Source organism: Streptomyces sp. AC555_RSS877 (genome assembly GCF_019049245.1).
Lineage (GTDB): Bacteria > Actinomycetota > Actinomycetes > Streptomycetales > Streptomycetaceae > Streptomyces.
The window spans coordinates 1-20,209 of record NZ_JAGMUK010000091.1; the positions used below are offsets into that span (position 1 = coordinate 1).

Here is a 20,209-nt window from a genome sequence, read left to right on the forward strand (position 1 = left end):
CAAATCCCTCGCCGGCTACCTCACCAAGGTCACTCCTCCAGCCAGCGATAACCAGCGACAGACTTAAGCCCGCGATTTCTGGCGCATCACACTAGTGTGCTGCGCCCGAAGTTCGTCGGCAGATTCGCGCCTTGCCCTGCCGGGCTGGTCGGCCGCCCGTCCGGCCCCGGCCTGCGAGTACTCGACCGAGTCGGCAGCGCCGGACTGCCAAGAACTAACGACGAATTAACGGCGCAGGACACTAGGGCGGTGGCGGCGCAGCCGCGGGATCGACGACGAGATCGTCATCGCGACCAAGCTCGGCGCCCGCCCCCTGGCACCCGGCAGCGGTTTCGTCGACAACTCGGAGGGCCTGTCGGCGAAAGTGATCCGCGAGTAGGCCGAACGCAGCCGGGAACGGCGTGGGCAGGCTGGACCTGCTCCACGCGAACATCGACGACCCCGCCGTCCCCCAGCGCGAGACCGTCGAGGGCTTCGCCGCACACGTTGCCGCCCAAAAGCGGACGGGCATTGCGCCTGGCCAGGCGGTAGTCGGACCTCTCGTCAGCGTCTTCGACGGCACCCTCGGGCCTGGCGACACCACTTTCCAGGTCATGCGTTCGACGGAGGGAACGGCCATGCCGGGCCCGGAGGCCAGCGGCCCTCATGCAGGACCGCGAAGAACATAACGGGGGCGAGATCCTAGACGGACGTGCGGGTGGATGTCCACGCCACGCGCCGGGTGTGCGGCCGCAAGGGCGACGTCATCTCGTCGACAGCTGTCACCCGGTCCTCGTCCGGGAACCCCGCCTACCCGTGCTGCCGTACCTTCCGCGAGGAGGTCCGCAACGGCCTCGCCGGGGTTGCCCACCACCGGCCGCAGCTCCACAGACCCGTAGCCGAGTCCGTTGTCGAGTCGCACGTCAGGCCGAACTGCAGGGATGATGAAAAAGGAGGATTTTTTAGCCATCTGGCTGAAAGGGGGCCGGGTGACGTTCACAGAGGAGTTGCGGGGCCTGCTGCCCCTGCGCCCCGCCGGTCTTCTGACCCGTCCCGCCGATGTTCTGGCCGCGCGGCGACTGACAGACTCGATCAGCGCTGCCGGTGCCCCCCAACGCGACCCCCGAGGGATGCAGCGGACCTTCTCCGATCTCCTGGTGTTTCGTCTCGACGGCGGCAGCGAACAGCCCGTGGTGGTCAAGCACCCCCGAAGCGCACGCGCGACCGCATCGCTGGCGCACGAATGTGAGGTGGTACAGCGGCTGGCTCGTGACGAGCGCCTCGGCCGGTGGCGCCGACTGCTGCCCGTGGTGGAAGAGCGCCGGCTGCAAGGGCACCTGCCGCTGGTGGTGGAAAGCTGCCTGCCCGGCATCGGTGCCGATGTGCTGCTGCACCGTTCCCCGCAGTTGGCTCGCCGGGTCACCGTGTCCGCTCTCAGGGCGATCCGCGAGCTGCACCAGGCCACCGGATGGGAGGAGGAGGTGACGGCTCGTGCGGCCGACTGGGTCGACCCCCGACTCGCCGTCCTCGCCGAGGAGGTCCGCTGGTGCCGTCGAGCCAAGGGCGCGGAGGCCCTCAGGGTGCTGGGCGAACGCCTCGTGCGCGAACTGACCGGCCGCCGCCTGTTGTTGGCGTGGACGCACGGCGACTACCACCCCGGAAACGTGCTGCTGGAGGAGGGGCAGGGGGCGCTGTGCGGGGTGATCGACTGGGCGGGCGCCCTCCCCGACGGCCCGTCCCTGCTCGACTGCCACACCTTCGTACTGACCATGCGGCACCAGCAGGAAGGGCGGCAGTTCGGGCGGATCGTCGCCGAAGTGGTGCGACGCGGGTCCCTGCTGCCCGAGGACCGGCGGCTGCTCGCCGAGGCAGGGGCTCTGGCGGACGACAACCGAGGAGAGGTCGCCCTCACGCTGCTGACCTGGCTGTGGCACGTGGCAGGCAACGTGACGAAATCGGCCCGGTACGGGCGCAGTCACCGATGGGTCGCCGACAACGTCGTGCCTGTGCTCAGCCAGGTGGCCGCTCACGAGACCCCATGACCGGCGGATTCCCCGCTGCCCCGGGTCCGTGGGGAGGTCAGGTCCGCGCGCCGCAGGCGTGCGACCGCGGCCGCCAGCAGCCGGATCACCCGAGATGCCCGGCCTGCCCGCCCCACCTAGGATCGGTACGTGTAGGTCCCGCAGAGGCGACGCTCGCGGAGCGAAGACCCACGTACCCACACGCCCGGCAGGAGAAGGCCGTGAACGCACCCGAGGTGCTTGCGATCAACACTCCGGCCTGTTCTGCACACGTCACCACGCCCGCGCCACGCGAGACCTGGTGGGAGCTGGCCGGCCAAGACGCGAACACCTACGTCAGCCAGACCCCCGCATGGCTCGACTGCCTCTGCGCCTCAGGCCCGTATCGGGACGCCAGCCGGCTCTACGAGTTCGAGGGCGGCGGCCGGCTCGTGCTCCCCCTGTCCCGCAGGAGACGGTGCCCGAAGAGGCTGGACGCGGAGGAATCCTGGCCCGCCGACTGGGGCATCGGGGGGCCCGTGTCTTCAGGGGAGGTAGGTCCGGCGCAGGCACGGGCGGTCTTCGACGATCTCGCGCGGCGACCGGCCTTCCATGTCGGCGTGCGGTTCCGGCCGGGGGACGAGGAGATGTGGGCGAGCGCAGCGCCCGCGGACTTCCGGCGAGAACCCCACACGACACAGGCGCTGAACCTCGACGGCGGGTTCACGACGGTCTGGGAGCGCCGCTTCCACCAGCGCGCGCGGCGCGCGGTCCGCCGGGCCGAAGGCTCGGAAGTCGAGGTGCAGGTGGACCGCACCGGCCGGCTCATCCCGGCCTTCTACGAGCTGTACGAGCAGTCGATCGTGCGCTGGGCCGCGCAGCAGCACGAACCGCTGGCACTGGCCCGGTGGCGCAGGACGAGAGCCTTCCCCCTGCGACAACTGGAAGCCGTTGCCGCCGGCCTCGGCGAATCGTGCGCGATCTGGATGGCCTGGCACGCCGGAGAGCCCGCGGCGGCGATCGTCGTACTGCGCCACGGCCACCACGCCAAGCTGTGGCGCGGGGCCATGAACCGGGAACTGGCCCATCCCGTCCGAGCCAACCACCTGTTGCACCGGCTGGCGATCGAGGACGCGTGCGCCGCGGGATGCCGTCAGTACGACATGGGGGAGTCCCGCCCGGGGTCCTCCCTCGCCGCGTTCAAGGAGAGCTTCGGCGCGGACAGCTTCTCGTCCCCCCGCTACTTCCGTGAGCGGCTTCCCGTCACCGCGGCCGAGCGCAGACTGCGGGCGGCCGTCAAACACGTGATCCGTTTCCGGGATGCCTGACATCCCCTCCCGCCGAGTGCCGGAGCTGGCAGTGCGCGAGGCGGGCCGCGGGCTGCGGGAGACGAAGCGGGCACGGCGGTTCGGCGGCGATGAGAGCCACGGTCGGCCCGACTGCTCGAGCAGGGGCCGGACACGGGGCCGGACCACACCTGCGCCACGGGCGACTTCACCCACGGCGCACGTGCTCGCTGACGGGCGAGTCCACGACGTGAGGAGGCCGACGTGAATCACCGGCAGGTACGGCAGCAGGAACCGCAGGAATGGGACGTCCGCACCGACGCCGGGCCGGTACGGGTCACGAGCCCGGTTCCGCGTGAGGCATGGGCGCAGGTGCTTGCCGCGGATCCCAGAGGCATGGCGTTCCACCGGCCTGAGTGGGTGGACTGTGTCTGCGCGGTCGGTGGCTGGCAGGACGCCGGTCGCCTCTACCGGACAGGTGAGGGCCGGGAGCTCCTCCTGCCGATGGTGTGCCGGCCCGGGCGGCCGAACCCGCTCGCCGTGCGGGCGTCGCTTCCCCCTCGCTGGGGCACGGGAGGCATTCTGGCGCCCGGGGGAGTGCGGCCCCACGAGGTCGGCCTGGTTCTCGCCGACCTCGCTGCCGACCGGACACTGCGCACCAGCATCCGTCCCTCCTTCGGCGCCGCACAAGCGTGGCGTGCCCCGGCACCCGGGTACGTCTCCGTATCGCGATCCGTGCACGTTCTCGACCTGGACGGCGGTATGGACGTCCTGTGGTCCCGGCGGTGGTCCAAAAACATGCGACGCAACTTTCGCAGCGCTGAACGCAGGGCCGAGCGGGCCGGGCTGATCGTCGAGAGCGGGAACTCGCCCGAGCTGGTCGAGAGCTTCTACGACGTCTATCTGCGGTGGCTCGACCAGCGGGCGCGGGCACGGCATTTGCCCCCTCTCGTGGTGCGAACCCGGTGGAAGCGCGCCGAGCCGCTTGCCAAGTACCAAGCGGTCGCCGCCGCTCTTCCGGGCGTTTGCCGCATTCTGGTCGCCCGCCTCGAGGGCAAACCCGTAGCCGCGACGGTCGCGCTGCTGCACGGTGAGGTCTGGTCCTACTGGCGCGGCTACAGCGACAAGGAGGCATCCGGTCCGCTGAAGGCGAATCAATTTCTCATGCTCCGCTGCATCGAGCAGGCCTGCGGCGCGGGTTGCCGCTATTACGAGATGGGTGAGTCTGGAGGCGTTGCTTCGCTGGAAGCCTTCAAGGCCCGCCTCGGCGCCGAGAAGCAGCCCGTCACGGAGTACCGGGTCGAGGGTGTGCCACTGACCCGGTTGCGGGGCCGGATGGGCGGCATCCGCGATGCGGTGAGCGGCCGAAGGCCGAGTTGACGAGCATCGAGCCCGCCCATCCCGAAAAGCGCGGTGCCTCCGCTCGCCCCCTTCAGCAGGCCATATGCTGAATTAGCAGATTAGAATATGTATAAAACGACACATGAATCGACTGTCGTGCCGTAGGTCCGAGACAGCGGCAAGGGTGGTCGGCTCTCGGACCAATAGAGGTTTCCGTGGACCGGTTGGGCGGAACTCAGGCCTCCACGCGCGCGGTGCGTTTCCATCAGAGGATCCCGCCGCATCGGCTGATGCGGCGCGCGCGGCGCGTAGTCGACGATGCGATCGATCTCGTCCGCCTGAGGCTCGACGCCCTGCCCGACGGCATCTATCAGCCGGTCCCAGGCCTGCCGGTGCGGAAGGCCAAGCGAGCGGTCGGCACCGGGTCGCGATGGGCGGCGATGGAGCCGGTCATCGAGCGGCTGGGCGTGGAAAGCGCGATGGATGTCGGTGCGAATGTCGGCTATTTCCCGATCAAGCTCGCCGGCCGTGGGATCCCCGCGGTCGCGCTCGATTCAGATCCGAAGAACGTTCGAACGGCGACGACAGCCGTGCGGCGAAACCACCTGGACAACGTGGCGGTGATGTCGCTTGAGCTTCGAGCCGACACGCTCGCCCTTCTGCCGACAACGGACTGCACCATCGTGCTGTCGCTCTGGCATCACCTGGTGCGAGCCGAGGGCTTCGACACCGCCACGCACCTGCTTCACGAGCTCTGGGCCCGGACCGGCAAGGTGATGTTCTTCGACACCGGCGAGGACGAGATGCCCGAGTGGTTCGGTCTTCCTCGCATGGTGCCGACACCGGACGCCTGGCTCAGTGACTACCTGCAGAAGACCTGTGCCGGTGGGCGAGTCGAACATCTCGGCCGTCATCGCGCCTTCGACGCCGCCGGTCTCCCGACGGACCGGGCGCTCTTCGCCGTCATACGGGAGCCTTCGTAGAGCGAAGCAGCGCGACCTGGGAGCACTCCGTGGCCCCGAGCTGGTGCTGCGACCTGCAGTCACACCTGCGGTCACGACGAGTCGGCCCGCTTCCCGCCCGATCGCTGTGCCGATCGGCCGACAGGTAGCCACAGCGGCTTCTGCCACCACAGCCACGCGGCCGTCGCGGTTTGCCCGATGAGCCAGCCCGCACCGACTCCGGCGATCCCCATGACCGGCAGCAACACCAGGGAAAGGACGGTGGACAGCGAGCAGGCCACGGCCAGGATGCCGACCAGCATGCGCAGCCGGCGCTGGGCCCGGCAGGCGCTGACGGCGGTGATGACCACCAGATTGGGAATGGCGGACAGAGCCACCAGCCGGAGCAGCCCGGCCCCGTTGCGTGCGTAGTCGGTACCGAACACCCGCAGCACCAGGGGGGCCGCCGCGCAGAGCACCACCGTCCCCGCCACCAGCAGCATCCCGGTGTGCCGCAGCACTTGGTAGCACTGCTTGACCAGTTGGGCCGGGTCGTTCGCCGCCTCCACGATGAGTGACTCGCCCATGCTGGTGTTCAGCTGGTAGAGCGAGAACCCGGCGAGCCAGGCCAGTGAGAAGAACGCCGCCTGGTCGGGACCGAGGCTGTTGAGGACGAGGATCGGCAGGAGGGCCGTCGCGCCGAGCCAGAACAAGGCGGCGACGTAGTCCGCCGTGATGTACCTGCCCGTGGGTCTGCTGGCGTCGGCCCTCTCGTCCAGCGCCGTCCCGGCATGCCGGGGAAAGGCTCTGGCGTACAGGAAGCCGTTGGTGAGCGTGACGGCGATCAGGACCGCGAGCGCCCACGACAGCAGGATTCCGCTCGACTGCAGGACGACGGCCAGCGCCCCCACGAGCACGATCTTCGCCACCGCGAAGACGGCGTTCTCCAGCACCACCCAGTCCGTGCGCCGCAGCCCGGTCAGCACCCCGTCCTGGATGACGAAGATCGCGTAGGCCGCGCTCGCCAGCAGGAAGAAGGGCCCGAGCAACGGGTCACGCAGGAACGTCAGGCCCGGAGAGAGCACGGGCAGCAGAAGCAGGAACCCGGCCGCGAGGAGCACGGTCGACACGCCGGCCGCCAGATAGGCCCTGGTGACCAGCTGCCGGGTGCGGTCCGCCGCCGTGGGGACGAACCGGAGCAGCACGTTGGTCAGATTGAGCTGGCCCACACCCGCGAGCAGCATCATCGCCGATACCGCCGAGTAGTTGCGGCCCACCGTGTCGGCGTCGTACACGCGGGCGGCGAACGCCCAGTACGCCGCCCCGAGGGCCGCGGTCAGCACCGAGTTGAACGTCAGCACATGACCGTTGCGCAGCAACTGGTCCTTGGACTGCGGTCCGGCCGCAGGGTCGGTTCCCCATCGCAGGAGCTTCCCCAGGACCGGGCTCATCGCGACCGCCGGTCGGTGACTCCCGGGCGTGCGGAGTCCGGGCTGGGCGGAGACGAAGAGCCCGGACAAGGAGTCTGCGTGTGCGGTGATTCCATCAAATGGCTGCGCATCGTGCGGTCTTCGGGTGCGGTTCCTACTGATCAGACTAAGCCGGAGGGGACCGGCCTGCGACCGGAGCGGCTCTCCCGGCGCAGGTCACACATCGTCCTTCCAGACGTCGAGGGGATCGGCGTCGGCACTGTTGGCGAGGGGATTCAGGTCATACGCGTCGAGCAGGGTGCGGAGCAGCCCGAACAGGTTGTTCGGCTGGGCGTAGCGGCCCGGCCGGACCTGCTCTCCGACGAGGACGGTCGGAACGCGGTTGGTCGCCTGTACTCCGCCCGCGTCCTCGCTCCAGGTGACCACCAGGAGGCTGTTGTGGGTCGTCGCCCAGCGCGCGTAGTCCCCGAGGTTGTCGCGCAGCCAGGTGTCGGCCTTCCGCACGCCGTCGTCGTGCATGTTGTTGTCGAGGTCCGGCACCACGAACGAGATGGTCGGCAGATCCTTGAAGTCGTGCGGAAAGTCGGTCCACGGGCGATTGGCGGACGCAGGAACGTTGGTGAAATTCACCCAGGGGTTGTGCCGGCGCACGTAAGGACCGTCGGCACAGCCGGTGAAGCCGACGCCGGGCATGCTCTGCGCGTAACCGGTGAAGGTCAGATCGGCCTGCAGGAGTTCGGAGGCGAGATTGCGGCTCGTGAGGGTGTTGGGGCAGTCGTCCCCTCTGATTTCGTGGGCGGAGCCGGAGAACAGTGCCAGGTAGTTGGGCTGGCTCGGGTGGGTGAGGGCGTAGAACTGGCTGAGGGAGGCGCCCTGCCTGGCCAGCTCGTTGATGTACGGGGCTTGCGCCGATCCGATGATGTCGTCGTAACCGTGGTTCTCCTCGATGACCACCACGACATGGTCGGGCCGGGGGACACCGTCGTCCGATCCCGGCATACCGCAGCCCGCTACCGGCAGGAGTGCCGCCAGTGCGGCTGTCGAGGCGACGAACCGCTTCCTGCCGCGGTTCCCAGCCACCGATCGTGATCTCCTCGCTCGTGGCCTCACTGCTCTCCCTCTGCCGGCCGACGCGGCCCACGTGCCCCCCGTGACGGACCCCCACATACTGCCGATCACGACAAACGGCAGTAACGTACTTTTTAGCATCATTGCCGCATGTCGGGCGGTTGATCGCCGGTGTGGACCGACGAGCGGACCGACGAACGGGGCTGCCGTGAACCGTCGAAGGGGAGTGCCCTCCCATGCGCCGCCGTGCGCTCACGTCGCACCTGCTCCGCGGAAGGCATCTCCATGGGAAAGCGCCCGACGCTGACGAACGGTCGTGTGGCGCAGGACGCCGATGCCGAGGCGCTGCGGTCCGACAACTCCGCGACCGGGCACGTGGCGCGGCGAACCTCGGCACGTCAGTGGATCGCACGGGGGACGCTGCCGTGCGCGCTCGCCCTCTGGTTGGTGTCCATACGCGACGTGCGACTGGACGGAATGGGCGACCTCGGCCTGCTGCAGGTGCTGCCGGTGCTCTTCTGGGTCGCCCTCGGCCTGCTCGTCGGCGGCTTCTGCCTGGCACTGTCCGACCGGAGGACGGCCGGTGGCTGGTTCGCGGCCTACGTCCTGGGACTGATCGCCGTCATCCACGCCACTCCCACGCTGGTCTACCCGACTCTGCGCTACGGCTGGGCGTGGAAGCACGTCGCGGTCGTCGACGCGATGATCCGCAACGAGGGCGACGTCCCGAACGCGGACAAGTTCGACATCTACAACCAATGGCCGGGTTTCTTCCACCTCAACGCCTTCTTCGTCCAGGCGACGGGCATCGAATCCTCGCTCGGCTACGCGGCCTGGGCGCCGCCGGCCTTCAACGCCCTGCTGCTCGGCCCGCTGCTGCTGATGTACCGGGCGGTCACACGTGATCGGCGGATGATCTGGGGGGCCGCGTGGATCTACTACTCGTGCTCCTGGGTGGGGCAGGACTACTTCGCACCACAGGCGCTCGGCTTCCTGCTGTTCGTCACACTGATCGCCTTGGTCCTGGGGCAGCTGCCCTCCTCCGACCTGAGTTCACGGGACTCCGCCCGCCGGGCCTGGCCCGTCGGCAGGCTGGTGCCGGTGGTGCTGATCGCAGGCGTGATCGCCTGTTCGCATCCGCTGACGCCGGTCATGCTGATCGCGGCATTGGCGGTGCTCTCGCTTCCCCGCCGTAACCGGCGGGTGGTGCTGCCGGTCCTGGCCTGTACGGTGCTTTTGATCGTGGCGTGGGACGCCACGATCGCGCGGAGCTACGTGTCGGCCAACCTGCGCGACTTCGTGGGCGCACTGGTCCACCCCGATGCCAACGTCGTGTCGGGTCTGGCCTCGCTGGGTACCGCGGCCCCGGGGCAGGTCCAGGTGTCCTGGGTCGACCGGGGCCTGTCCGCCGCCGTCTTCCTGCTCGCGGCCGTCGCGTTCCTGGTTCGGCCCTGGATCCGCAGGACCGGTCTGTGGCTCCTGGTGGTGGCTCCGCTGCCGGTGCTGGCCGCGAACGCCTACGGCGGCGAGATGATCTTCCGGGCCTACCTGTTCGCGCTGCCCGCGGCCGCCTTCCTGGTCGCCGCCCTGTTCTTCCCCTGGGGCAGGCGGCCGCTCCTTCGTGCCATCGCCGTCTGTCCACTGCTGCTCGCGATGATCGGCGGACTCGTCTTCGGCTACTACGGCAAGGAAGCGGCGAACTACTTCACCAAGGACGAGGCCGCCGCCGGCCATTTCGTCACGGCCATCACTCCACCGGGGTCCCTGATCGTCTCCCTCACCTCGGCCGTGCCCGGCCTGGCCGCGTTCTACGACAAGCATCCCCGGCTGCAACTGGACGAGCAGGACCTCGCGGACCGCCGACGCCTGGTGCGCGACCCGCTGGCGGGCCTGGAGCCGTTCGTCGAGGGGGCTACCGAGAGCCAACCGGCCTACATCGTCCTGACCCGCGCGCAGGCCGAGGACTGCTACCTCAACGGGACGCTGCCCGCCGACACCATGCAGCGTCTGGAGTCCGCGATGTCCGACGCACCGGGGTTCGCTCCCGTCTACCGCAACAAGGACGCCGTGGTCTACCAGTACAAGAACCCGGACAGGGGGGAGGGCTGATGGCCCCACTGCGATCGGTACCCGAGATCCGCTGGGGACTCCCGCTTCGCTCGGGACTGGCGGTGTCCGGCTGGCTCGCCTGGGCGGCGTTCCGCGTCCTGCCGGACGGCGCCCCTCTGCGCGTGCTCGTCATGACGGTGTTCCTGCTCCTGTGCCCGGGAATGGCAGCCGCACGATGGGCGGCCAGGCCGACCCCGGCACGCGGGGCGGTCAGCGCGGTCGCCCTGGAGACGGCCGTCCTGACCGTGGTGCTCAGCATTTCGCTGTCCGTGCTCGCCGTGGTGGCGTTCTACCTGAGTGGCGCGTTCACGACTTCACGCGTGCTGATCGCACTCGCCGTGGTGACCTCCGGCCTGGCACTGTTCCCCCGACCCGGCGGACCCCACCGCCGAGAAACGCACGCCGCCCCGGACGACACTCAGCCGATGAAGAAGCGGCGGTAGCCATGTTGCGTGGTGTCCGGCGAGCGACGGCAGCGGTCGTGCTGGTGCTGGCGGTGGCGTGCGGTGGGGGCGACGCGACGGCGCCGAAGCCCTTGGCCCAGGGCGACTGGAAGCTGGTCTTCCACGACGACTTCAACGGCACGGAGCTCGACACCGCGCGCTGGGCCACCTGCTACGACTGGAACGAGAACGGGTGCACCAACAGCGGCAACGACGAGGAGGAGTGGTACCTGCCCGGTCAGGTCTCGGTGGGAGACGGTGCCCTGACCCTGGCCGCCGTCCGGCGCTCCACCCCCGGCAGCGACGGCAAGAGCTACCCCTGGGTGTCCGGCATGATCTCCACCGGCCGTGACCACTGGGACGCGCGGCCCCGGCGAACCTTCACCTACGGGTACTTCGAGGCGGCCATCAGGATTCCCTCGCAGGCAGGCATGTTCCCGGCCTTCTGGATGATGCCCGCGTCGAGGTTCACGCCCCCCGAACTGGACATCATGGAGTTCCTCGGGACCACACGGCAGGTGTCCATGTACGTGCACTGGCGGCAGCAGGACGGTGACCGCCGGAAGGCGCGGGGCACGTACGGTCCAGTGAACTTCGCCGACGGGTACCACGTGTTCGGGCTGCGCTGGACGAGCGACGAGCTGAGCTGGTACGTGGACGGTGTCCGGCGGTTCCGGGTGACCGGTGCGGAGCGGATTCCCCGCGTTCCCATGGAGGTTCTGCTCAACCTGGCTGTGGGTGTTCCGCATTCACCGCCCTCGTCCGTGCAATCGGCGGAGATGAAGGTGGACTGGGTGCGCGTCTGGCAGCAGTGACCAAAAGCGTCACGTGTCCGACTGGCGAGGAAGTGCCGCGTACGGCCGGTGGACCCCTGCCCGCAGCCGGCGGTAGGCGCGCCATGCCGTCGTACGCGTGCCCTCGGGAAACGGTGCCACGGGGGCGCCGGTGCCCCGGCTCCACGACCGGAAACGCTCCCGGCCGGTGTCGGCCCGCACCATCAGTCTGGCGATGCGCAGCGGCTCGTCCCCGCCGGAGCTGAAGGCGAGACGGACGGCGGTGGCCGACGTCCAGCCCGCCTCGCTCACCAAGCGGCGCACCGAGGGGCTGGAATAGCCGTGCGGGTAGGCGAAGGAGTGGACCGGATGCCCCAGCGTGTCCTGGAGCCGGCTCTTGCAGCCCTCGATCTCCTCCCGGGCGTGCCGCCGTGGCAGGGTGTCCAGCTGCGGATGCGTCCTGGTGTGCCCGCCGATCTCGACACCGAGCGCGTCCAGCTCCGCCACCTGGCGCCACGTCAGCATCGCGGCGGGCGGGAACAGGCTTCCCCGGCTTCCTTCCCGGTCCGGCGCGCCGGGCCCGCTCACGGCGCCCGTGGTGACGTACAGGGTGGCGGGCAGCTGTTGTGCGGCGAGCAGCGGGGCCACCGTCGAGTGGAAGTCGGCGAATCCGTCGTCGAACGTCAGCACCGCCGACCGGGGCGGCAGTGGCGGTCCGCCCCGCATGGCCTCGACCAGCCGCCGCAACGGAACGATGACACGGCCGTCGTCGGCGAGGAGGCCGAGCTGCTCGGCGAAGGCATGGGGATGCACGGTGAAGGGGGCGATCCACGGCGGCGGGTCCACGGACACCGAGTGGTAGACGAAGACAGGCACCGGCGCATGCGTCATCGTGACGCCACCCTCCCCGTTCCCGTGTCCGAGGAACTGCGCAGCACGGGGCCGATCGGCGACGCGGGACCGGGCGGACCGAGTCCGACGGAACGCACGGAGCGGATCCGGCCCATGGCGTAGCCCGCGACGGTGGCGCCGACTCCGGCGGACAAGGCCGTGAGCGTGCGCAGGGCGGCGGGCCGGCCCGGCCGCACCGAGCGGAGGAAGGCGCGGGGAATGGTGGACCGCAGATAGGTCCGTTCACTGGCCAGGGCTGCTCTGCTCCCGCTGTGCTGCACGACGAGCGCCTTGGAGAGCCCTTCCGCGTAGCAGCGCTGCCCGAAGTACTGCCAGCGGGCACGCGCCTTCGGAACGTGGTGCCGGACCGCCGCCGCAGGCTCGTAGAGGAGCACCGCGTCCGGGTGGTGGGCCGTGATCCGCAGGCACAGTTCCGTCTCCTCGCAGCCCAGGGGCCGGGATCCCACCCGTCCGAGGTCGGTGCGGAAGCCGCCGACCGCCAGCAGTTCGTCCCTGCGGAACGACATGTTGGCGCCGATGAAGTTGCGTACCGGGGCGGACCGCTGGGGCAGTCCCCGGTAAGAGCAGCCGACCACCCAGTCGAACTCCGGCGGGAACCAAGCCGGGCGGCCGGTGTGCCAGTTCGCGACCACGAGCCCTCCCACGCCCACGACACGGGGATCGTCGTAGTGCGCCAGCAGGTGTTGGGTCCAGGAGGGGGCGGCGGCAGCGTCGTCGTCGAGGAAGGCGACCACGTCACCGAGCGCCGCTGCGACGCCCGTGTTGCGGGCCCCGGACAGACCCTTGCGCTGCAGGTTGGGGAGCACACGAATGCCTGACAGTGACCGGCGCGCCAGGCGCCACAGCTGTGGGCAGTGATCGACGACCAGCACGATGTCGTCCGCCGGCCGGTGCTGCGACCGTACCGAGGCGATGGCCGCCTGGATGTCGTCCCACCGGTCGAGGGTGTAGGCGCACACGATGACGGAGAGAGACGGTTCGGGGATCATGTCGCGGTTCCTCCTTGCCCTCCGCCACTGCCGTCCCGTTTCAGGAGGCGGCGGCTGCGCAGGTAGCCGAACGGTCCGTAGAGCAGGCCGCGCAACTCCAGCAGCGCGAGCCGCCGGGACCAGCCGGCGCCTGCCTCCGCCTGGCCCTGTGTTCGAGCGACGGCGTACCTGATACCTCTGGGGAGCCTGCGCAGCAGGGCCGGGAGCATGCGGGGCTCATGGAGCAGGGCACTGGTGAGGTACGCACCGAGCCCCGCGCCGTAGCCGAATGCCTGGCCGTCCAGGGCGTCCGCGGTGTGGCGATGGCGGTGCCAGACGACCGCGTCAGGCTGGTAGACCAGGGTCTGGCCCGCTGCCAGGACCCTGAAGAAGGCGAGCAGGTCGTCGCCTCCGTGGGCGGGCGTTCCGGTACCGGTGGCGGGGTCGAACCCGCCCAGGGCGCGCAACTGGTCGACGCGGAAAGCCATGTTGGTGCCGGAGCCGAAGCGTCCGGCGGTGAAGGGGAAGAGGGGGTCCTCGGGTGGGGCGCGCAGGGACCAGGTGCGCGGGGCGTATCCCTTGGCGAAGCCGCCGTGGTTCTCCAGGGCCGCCTGCGCCGCGGTCCGCAGTTCGGCCGGGACGATGAGGCCGGTGACACACCCGATGCCGCGGTCCTGCTCGAAAGTCTCGGCGAGTGCGGACAACCACAAGGGATCGACCAGGGTGTCGTCATCGGTGAAGGCGGCGATCCGGCCTCGGGCGACGGCCAGACCACGGTTGTGTGCGCGCGCCAGGCCGGCCACCGGCTCCCGGATGTAGCGGACACTCGGGCCGTACTCCTTGCGGACCAGTCGCTCAGAGGCGTCATCAGCGGGAGCGTTGTCCACGACGATCACCTCGAACCGGGGGTATTCCATCCGTAGCAGGGATGTCAGGCACTGCCGCAGCAGCTCGGGCCGGTTGTGCGTGGCGACGATCACGCTGATGGCCGGCGGGGAGCGGAGCACGCGGAGCCTCGCGGCCTGGCAGGTCAGCGGGCCCGGGTCCTGCGGACCACGGAGCGAAGGATGGGGCAGCCGGCCGGACCGCATGGCCGGCGGGGCCCCGGGAGGGGCGTCGTACAGGTGGCCGTAGGCGGCGTCGGCCTCCAGATGCCGGGCCAGCGGAGCGGCGAACCGCCGGAAGGCCGTGCACGCGAGGAACTGCCACAGCTCGTCCGGGCCGCCACCGCCGGTCACGGCCCGGTCACCGGCCGCCCGGATCACGCCCAGCGGATGACCGTGCAGCCGCACCAGCGCCAGCACGGGGCCTGCCGGGCGGACGGCTCCGCCGCCGGGTCCACGGAATTCGTACGGCCGGGCCAGATCGATCTCGACGACCCGGACCGGGATGTAGGCGGGCTGGGCGAGCAGCAACGGATCCACCGTCCAACGGGCACCGGGGGAGAGCCGCGGGGCGGTGATCACCCCGTGCTCCCTCTGGTCGGCGAGGGCGTCCGGGCGTGCGGCCGCTCGGAGAGCAGCGTCCGCAGCACCCGGCGGCCGTCGGATATCGCGTGCAGGTTGGAACGGCCGCTGCGGCGGGGCAGCTCGAGACTGGGAACCTCGGCGATGCGCAGGCCGGAACGGAGTGCGTGCGTGATCATCTCGGTTTCGATCTCGAAGCCGGTGGAGTGCAGGTCGAGATCCTTCAGGAAGCTGCGGCGGAAGGCGCAGAATCCATAGCAGAGGTCCGTCAGTGAGGCGTGGTAGAGGCGGTTCGTGGCCGTCAGCAGGACCTGGTTGCCCAGGCGCCGGATGCGGGTGATGTCGAGGGAGCCGCCACCGGCGATGAACCTCGACCCCTTCACGAAGTCGTAGCCGTTGTCGAGGAAGTGGAGGAAGTGGGGGATCTCCCCGGGCACCATGCTGCCGTCGGCGTCCATCATCACGATGTAGTCGCCCGTCGCGGAGAGGAAGCCGGTCCGCAGCGCGTTGCCCTTGCCCGGACCGCTCTGCCGGACCTGGCGGACGGTGGGCAGACAATCCGCGGCCATGTGCACCGTGGCGTCACTGGAGTCGCCGTCGACCAGGATGACCTCGTCGACGCAGTCCGGGATCTGTTCGAAGACCCAGGGAATGTTGCGCGCTTCGTTGCGGGCGGGCACGACGAGGCTCACGGTGGCGCGGGGTGGGGGCTGGTCCTCCGCCCGGCGCAGGGGGTGAGCCCGCCGGTCGCTGGACCTGCGGGAGCCGTGCTCGGAAGGGCCGCCGTTGGTGGAGGGCGGAGCGAAGACGGGGGGGTTGTTCAGGTCAGAAGAGCTCATGATGCCGGTGCCTCCCGGAGTCGGGCCGACGAGCCCTGGTCCGTATGTTTACGATGTATATCTACATCTTGGACCGTTATGCCCGTATGTCAAGGCGCGTCCCGCGGTTCAGCCCCTGACCAGCAACTGGAAATCGAACGCGTACCGGGAGGCGCGGTAGATGTGCGTCCCGTACTCGACCGGCCGGCCCGTGTCGTCGTACGCCGTGCGCTGCATGGTCAGCAGTGCGGCGCCCTCCCGCTCGTCGAGGAGGGCGGCCTCCCCGACGGTGGCGGAGCGGGCGCCGATGGTCTGGCGGGCGCTGTGCAGGGTGATGCCGGCGGAGCGCATCATCCGGTACAGGCCGGTCGACTCGAGCCTTGCCGTGTCCAGGTCGAGGAGACCGGCGGGGAGGTGGTTGCACAGGAAGGCCACGGGCTGGCCGTGCGTGGAGCGCAGCCGTTCCAGGACGGTCACCTGGCTGCCCTCCGCGACGCCGAGGGCGGCAGCGACGTCGGCGGGGGCCGGGACACTCTCGTTGCGCACGACGTGCGTGGCCGGGCCCTGTCCGGCCGCCTCCAGGTCGTCGTACAGGCTGCTGAGTTCGAGCGGGCGCTTGACCTGGCTGTGCACCACCTGCGTGCCGACCCCGCGCCGCCGCACCAGGAGGCCCTTGTCGACCAGGGACTGAATGCCCTGGCGGACCGTCGGCCGGGACAGCCCGAGGCGTACCGACAGGTCGATCTCGTTGCCGAGCAGGTCGCCCGGGGCGAGCACGCCGTGCTCGATCGCCGCCTCCAGCTGCTGGGCGAGCTGGTAGTACAGCGGCACCGGACTGCTCCGGTCCAGGGCGAAGTCCAGGGAGCTCAGTGCGGGGGTGGTCGCGGCACGTGGGTAGCCGCCGGTCTTCGCCATGTGGGCGTACCTCCCTCGGGGGGCGGGAGCGGGGTCGGAGGTGGTGGTGGCAGGCGGCGAGCCGGCAGCAGTACGGAGACGGGGCCACCCGCCTCAGGTTTTCGTACGGACCGGATTCGTCTCAGGCGCTCGTCGGCTCCGGAGCCCCCGCGAGCAGGGTCTCCACCTCGGCCTCGGTCGGCATCGCGGAGGAGCAGGCGAGGCGGGCGGCGACGTGGGCGCCGGCGGCGTTGGCGTACCGCATGGTGCGCTCCAGCTCCCAGCCCGAGAGCAGGCCGTGGCACAGGGCGCCGCCGAACGCGTCACCCGCGCCGAGCCCGTTGACGATCTCGACCGGGACGGGCGGGACCTGGGCCGTCGTGCCGTCGCGGTGCACGGCGAGGACACCCTTGGGTCCCTGCTTCACCACGGCCAGCTCCACACCCGCCGCCAGCAGTGCCTCGGCGCACGCCTGCGGTTCGCGCACGCCCGTGGCGATCTCGCACTCGTCGAGGTTGCCGACGGCGACGGTGGCGTGCCGGAGCGCTTCGGCGTAGTAGGGCCGGGCTTCCTCCGGATCCCGCCACGCCGTGTCGCTCCACAGTGCGGGCCGCCAGTCGAGGTCGAACACCGTCGTGCCCGCCTTGTCGCGGGACTTCAGGGCGGCGAGCGTCGCCGAGCGGCTCGGCTCCTCGCTGAGGCCGGTGCCGGTGATCCAGAAGATCCGGGCGGCGCGGATGGCGAAGTAGTCCAACTCGTCGGTGTGGATCGCGAGGTCGGGGGCGCTGGGGCGGCGGTAGAAGTACAGGGGGAAGTCGTCCGGCGGGAAGAGTTCACAGAACGTCACCGGGGTGGGGAGCCCGTCCACCGGTGTCACCCAGCGGTCGTCGACCCCGAACTCGCGGAGCTGCTGGTGGAGATAGACTCCGAACGGGTCGGCGCCGGTGCGGGTGATCACCGCGGTGGAGCGGCCCAGCCGGGCGGCGGCGACCGCCACGTTCGCGGCCGAACCCCCGAGAAACTTCCCGAAACTCTCCACGCGTGCCAGCGGCACGCCGGACTGCTGGGGGTAGAGATCGACTCCGATTCGGCCCATAGTGATCAGGTCGAAGAAATTGGCTGATCCGGCCATGCGCGACCTCCTCGAACTGTGCGGGGGGAGACGGGTCCCGCGGGACCTGCCGCCCCCAGGTGTAGGCCGCGGGGGGTCGCACTGTCAATGGTTTGTACTTACATTCGGACCTGCTTGTGAAATGATGTCTTAACAAAGTATTGACAGCGGCCGTGGCAAGGGATTGGATCCCGTCCCAGCGCAACTGCCGCGTTTTCGCGACACACGACCCGGGTCTTCCGAGGTCCCGGGCCCTGAAACCCCGTGATTGCTTTTTCAGTAGCCCAGTGAGGTGCAGGTAAGATGGACCGCTCTTCTCGCTTCCGCTCCCGCAGAATGACCCCGGTGGTGGCCGTCGCCGCGGCTGCGGCCCTGACCCTCGCAGGCTGCTCCAGCAGCTCTGGCGGCAAGAAGGCCGAGGAGAGCGAGGCCGGTGCCTCCGCGGGCAAGGCCACCACTCCTCGGATGACGGTCGCGCTGGTGACCCACCAGTCGCCCGGCGACACCTTCTGGGACATCGTCCGCAAGGGTGCCGAGGCCGCGGCCGCCAAGGACAACATCAAGCTCATCTACTCCGCCGACCCGAACGCGGGCAACCAGGCCAACCTGGTCCAGAACGCGATCGACCAGAAGGTCGACGGCATCGCCATCACCCTCGCCAAGCCGGACGCCCTCAAGGACGTCGTGGGCAAGGCGAAGGCCGCGAACATCCCCGTGGTCGGCCTCAACTCCGGTGTGAGCGAATGGAAGAAGCTCGGCCTGATGGAGTTCTTCGGCCAGGACGAGACCGTCGCGGGCGAGGCCCTCGGTAACAAGCTGAACACGACCGGCGCCAAGAACGCCGTCTGTGTCGTCCAGGAGCAGGGCAACATCGGCCTCACCCAGCGCTGCGACGGCGTGGAGAAGACCTTCTCCGGCAAGCTGCAGACGCTGTTCGTCAACGGCACCGACATGCCGTCCGTGAAGTCGACGATCACCGCCAAGCTCAAGCAGGACTCCTCCATCGACCAGATCATCACGCTCGGCGCCCCCTTCGCGCTGACCGCGACACAGTCGGTGTCCGAGGCCGGCAGCAAGGCGAAGATCGCCACCTTCGACCTCAACAAGCAGCTGACCGGCGCCATCGACCAGGGCACCATCGAGTTCGCCGTGGACCAGCAGCCCTACCTCCAGGGCTACCTGGCGATCGACTCCCTGTGGCTCTACAAGAACAACGGCAACTACATGGGCGGCGGTGAACAGCCGGTGCTGACCGGGCCGGCCTTCGTGGACAAGTCCAACGTCGACGCCGTGGCCGCGTTCGCCGCGAAGGGCACCAGGTGATGGGTATGACCCAGCACGCCGAGCCGGCGGTGACCACACCGCCGGCCCCCGGCCCGCAACAGACCGATGGACGTGCCTCCCAACGGCCGCTGGTGTTCAGGCTGTTGGCCCGTCCCGAGGTGGGTGTCTTTCTCGGCGCCGCCGCGGTGTACGTGTTCTTCCTGATCGCGGCACCGCCGGTGCGTGACGGCAGTTCGATGTCCACGATCCTGTATCAGTCGTCGACCATCGGCATCATGGCCCTGCCGGTCGCCCTGCTGATGATCGGCGGCGAGTTCGACCTGTCGTCCGGTGTCGCGGTGCTCACCTCGGCGCTCACCGCGAGCATGCTCAGCTACCAACTGACCATGAACGTGTGGGTCGGTGTGTTCGCCGCGCTGATCGTGTCGCTCGCGGTCGGCTTCTTCAACGGCTGGATGGTGGTCAAGACCGGGCTGCCCAGCTTCCTGGTCACCCTGGGCACCTTCCTGATCCTCCAGGGCGCCAACCTCGCGGTCACCAAGCTCGTGACCACCAACGTGGCCACCGACGACATCAGCGACATGGCCGGGTTCGACCAGGCGAAGAAGATCTTCGCCTCGTCCTTCGACATCGGCGGCGTCCAGGTGAAGATCACGGTCTTCTACTGGCTGGTCTTCGCGGCGATCGCCACCTGGGTGCTGCTGCGCACCAAGTACGGCAACTGGATCTTCGCGGTCGGCGGCAACAAGGAGTCCGCGCGCGCCGTCGGTGTGCCGGTGACCTTCACCAAGATCTCCCTGTTCATGCTGGTCGGCCTCGGCGCCTGGTTCGTCGGCATGCACCAGCTGTTCACCTTCAACACCGTCCAGTCCGGCGAGGGCGTGGGCCAGGAGCTCATCTACATCGCCGCGGCGGTCATCGGCGGCTGTCTGCTGACCGGCGGCTACGGCTCGGCGATCGGCCCGGTCTTCGGTGCCTTCATGTTCGGCATGGTGAACCAGGGCATCGTCTTCGCCGGCTGGAATCCCGACTGGTTCAAGGCCTTCCTCGGCGTCATGCTCCTCGGCGCCGTCCTGATCAATCTGTGGGTCCGCCAGTCGGCGACCCGGAGGTGACCCGCATGACAACCAACGAAACCGGCACCCACGGCGCCGTCCTTCCCGACAGCGACGCCGCCGCGCCGGACACGGACGCCCCGATCGTCGAACTGCGGGGGGCGGGCAAGTCGTACGGCAACGTCCGCGCCCTGCACAGCGTCGACCTCCAGGTCCGGCCCGGCCGTGTCACCTGCGTCCTCGGCGACAACGGCGCCGGCAAGTCCACCCTCATCAAGATCATCTCCGGGCTGCACCAGCACACCGAGGGCGACTTCCTCGTCGACGGCAC

The 20,209-nt window shown here is 69.6% G+C and carries 18 protein-coding genes and 1 pseudogene; 11 read left to right on the forward strand and 8 right to left on the reverse strand.

The annotated features are described in order from the left end of the window. Nucleotides 1-241: 241 nt before the first annotated feature. From KUM49_RS49005 to KUM49_RS35025, 5 genes and pseudogenes are all read left to right on the forward strand, one after another. A pseudogene (locus KUM49_RS49005) lies at nucleotides 242-491 on the forward strand (aldo/keto reductase); the annotation flags it as partial. Nucleotides 492-968: 477 nt separating this feature from the next. Next, nucleotides 969-2,021: a phosphotransferase family protein gene (locus KUM49_RS35010; RefSeq protein ID WP_217240991.1), complete on the forward strand. Its 1,053-nt coding sequence runs from the start codon at nucleotides 969-971 to the stop codon at nucleotides 2,019-2,021. A 200-nt stretch (nucleotides 2,022-2,221) separates the two neighbouring features. Then, nucleotides 2,222-3,307 (forward strand): GNAT family N-acetyltransferase, encoded by a 1,086-nt coding sequence (locus KUM49_RS50410; protein ID WP_217240992.1) that lies wholly within the window; start codon nucleotides 2,222-2,224, stop codon nucleotides 3,305-3,307. 222 nt (nucleotides 3,308-3,529) lie between these two features. Continuing rightward, a complete protein-coding gene (locus KUM49_RS50415) occupies nucleotides 3,530-4,645 on the forward strand; it encodes a GNAT family N-acetyltransferase (protein ID WP_217240993.1) in 1,116 nt (371 codons plus the stop codon). Nucleotides 4,646-4,821: 176 nt separating this feature from the next. Beyond that, a complete protein-coding gene (locus tag KUM49_RS35025) occupies nucleotides 4,822-5,589 on the forward strand; it encodes a hypothetical protein (RefSeq protein ID WP_217240994.1) in 768 nt (255 codons plus the stop codon). A 71-nt stretch (nucleotides 5,590-5,660) separates the two neighbouring features. Here the strand turns inward: KUM49_RS35025 and KUM49_RS35030 are convergent, their stop codons facing one another. Together KUM49_RS35030 and KUM49_RS35035 are read right to left on the reverse strand one after the other, a co-directional pair. Then, entirely contained in the window at nucleotides 5,661-7,067 is a 1,407-nt protein-coding gene (locus tag KUM49_RS35030) for a lipopolysaccharide biosynthesis protein (RefSeq protein ID WP_217240995.1), read from the reverse strand. Nucleotides 7,068-7,193: 126 nt separating this feature from the next. Beyond that, complete coding sequence (locus KUM49_RS35035; protein ID WP_308406908.1) at nucleotides 7,194-8,057, reverse strand: alkaline phosphatase family protein; 864 nt, start codon at nucleotides 8,055-8,057, stop codon at nucleotides 7,194-7,196. A 273-nt stretch (nucleotides 8,058-8,330) separates the two neighbouring features. Here KUM49_RS35035 and KUM49_RS35040 point away from each other — a divergent pair, with 273 nt between their 5' ends. The 3 genes from KUM49_RS35040 to KUM49_RS35050 are packed head-to-tail and all read left to right on the forward strand — an operon-like array spanning nucleotide 8,331 to nucleotide 11,412. Then, the gene (locus KUM49_RS35040) at nucleotides 8,331-10,154 is read left to right on the forward strand and encodes a glycosyltransferase (RefSeq protein ID WP_217240996.1); all 1,824 of its coding nucleotides are present in this window, start codon (nucleotides 8,331-8,333) and stop codon (nucleotides 10,152-10,154) included. Beyond that, nucleotides 10,154-10,597, forward strand: a complete 444-nt coding sequence (locus tag KUM49_RS35045) for a hypothetical protein (RefSeq protein ID WP_217240997.1) — start codon at nucleotides 10,154-10,156, stop codon at nucleotides 10,595-10,597. Before KUM49_RS35040 ends, KUM49_RS35045 begins: the two co-directional genes overlap by 1 nt. Before the next feature lie 2 nt (nucleotides 10,598-10,599). After that, complete coding sequence (locus KUM49_RS35050) at nucleotides 10,600-11,412, forward strand: family 16 glycosylhydrolase (RefSeq protein WP_217240998.1); 813 nt, start codon at nucleotides 10,600-10,602, stop codon at nucleotides 11,410-11,412. Between the two features lie 9 nt (nucleotides 11,413-11,421). Here KUM49_RS35050 and KUM49_RS35055 read toward each other — a convergent pair whose 3' ends face one another. The 6 genes from KUM49_RS35055 to iolC all read right to left on the reverse strand — a co-directional run bounded on the left by KUM49_RS35055 (nucleotide 11,422) and on the right by iolC (nucleotide 17,560). Next, nucleotides 11,422-12,261, reverse strand: a complete 840-nt coding sequence (locus KUM49_RS35055; RefSeq protein WP_217240999.1) for a polysaccharide deacetylase family protein — start codon at nucleotides 12,259-12,261, stop codon at nucleotides 11,422-11,424. Further along, nucleotides 12,258-13,271: a glycosyltransferase family 2 protein gene (locus tag KUM49_RS35060; RefSeq protein ID WP_217241000.1), complete on the reverse strand. Its 1,014-nt coding sequence runs from the start codon at nucleotides 13,269-13,271 to the stop codon at nucleotides 12,258-12,260. The genes KUM49_RS35055 and KUM49_RS35060 overlap by 4 nt, the downstream gene beginning before the upstream one ends. Further along, nucleotides 13,268-14,716 carry a glycosyltransferase family 2 protein gene (locus KUM49_RS35065; protein ID WP_308406909.1) on the reverse strand — a complete coding sequence of 483 codons (1,449 nt, stop codon included), beginning with the start codon at nucleotides 14,714-14,716 and terminating at the stop codon, nucleotides 13,268-13,270. The genes KUM49_RS35060 and KUM49_RS35065 overlap by 4 nt, the downstream gene beginning before the upstream one ends. Next, on the reverse strand, nucleotides 14,713-15,555 hold the full coding sequence (locus KUM49_RS35070; RefSeq protein WP_217241001.1) for a glycosyltransferase family 2 protein: 843 nt from the start codon (nucleotides 15,553-15,555) through the stop codon (nucleotides 14,713-14,715). The genes KUM49_RS35065 and KUM49_RS35070 overlap by 4 nt, the downstream gene beginning before the upstream one ends. A 108-nt stretch (nucleotides 15,556-15,663) precedes the next feature. Beyond that, nucleotides 15,664-16,449 (reverse strand): GntR family transcriptional regulator, encoded by a 786-nt coding sequence (locus KUM49_RS35075; protein WP_217241002.1) that lies wholly within the window; start codon nucleotides 16,447-16,449, stop codon nucleotides 15,664-15,666. A 121-nt stretch (nucleotides 16,450-16,570) separates the two neighbouring features. Further along, nucleotides 16,571-17,560, reverse strand: a complete 990-nt coding sequence (gene iolC, locus KUM49_RS35080) for a 5-dehydro-2-deoxygluconokinase (protein WP_217241003.1) — start codon at nucleotides 17,558-17,560, stop codon at nucleotides 16,571-16,573. 282 nt (nucleotides 17,561-17,842) lie between these two features. Between iolC and KUM49_RS35085 the strand changes: the two genes are divergently transcribed. From KUM49_RS35085 to KUM49_RS35095, 3 genes are all read left to right on the forward strand, one after another. Continuing rightward, a complete protein-coding gene (locus KUM49_RS35085) occupies nucleotides 17,843-18,862 on the forward strand; it encodes a sugar ABC transporter substrate-binding protein (protein ID WP_217241004.1) in 1,020 nt (339 codons plus the stop codon). Continuing rightward, a complete protein-coding gene (locus KUM49_RS35090) occupies nucleotides 18,862-19,938 on the forward strand; it encodes an ABC transporter permease (protein WP_217241005.1) in 1,077 nt (358 codons plus the stop codon). Before KUM49_RS35085 ends, KUM49_RS35090 begins: the two co-directional genes overlap by 1 nt. Before the next feature lie 5 nt (nucleotides 19,939-19,943). Next, nucleotides 19,944-20,209 (forward strand): ATP-binding cassette domain-containing protein (locus KUM49_RS35095; RefSeq protein ID WP_217241006.1); only part of this gene is annotated, 266 nt, incomplete at its 3' end.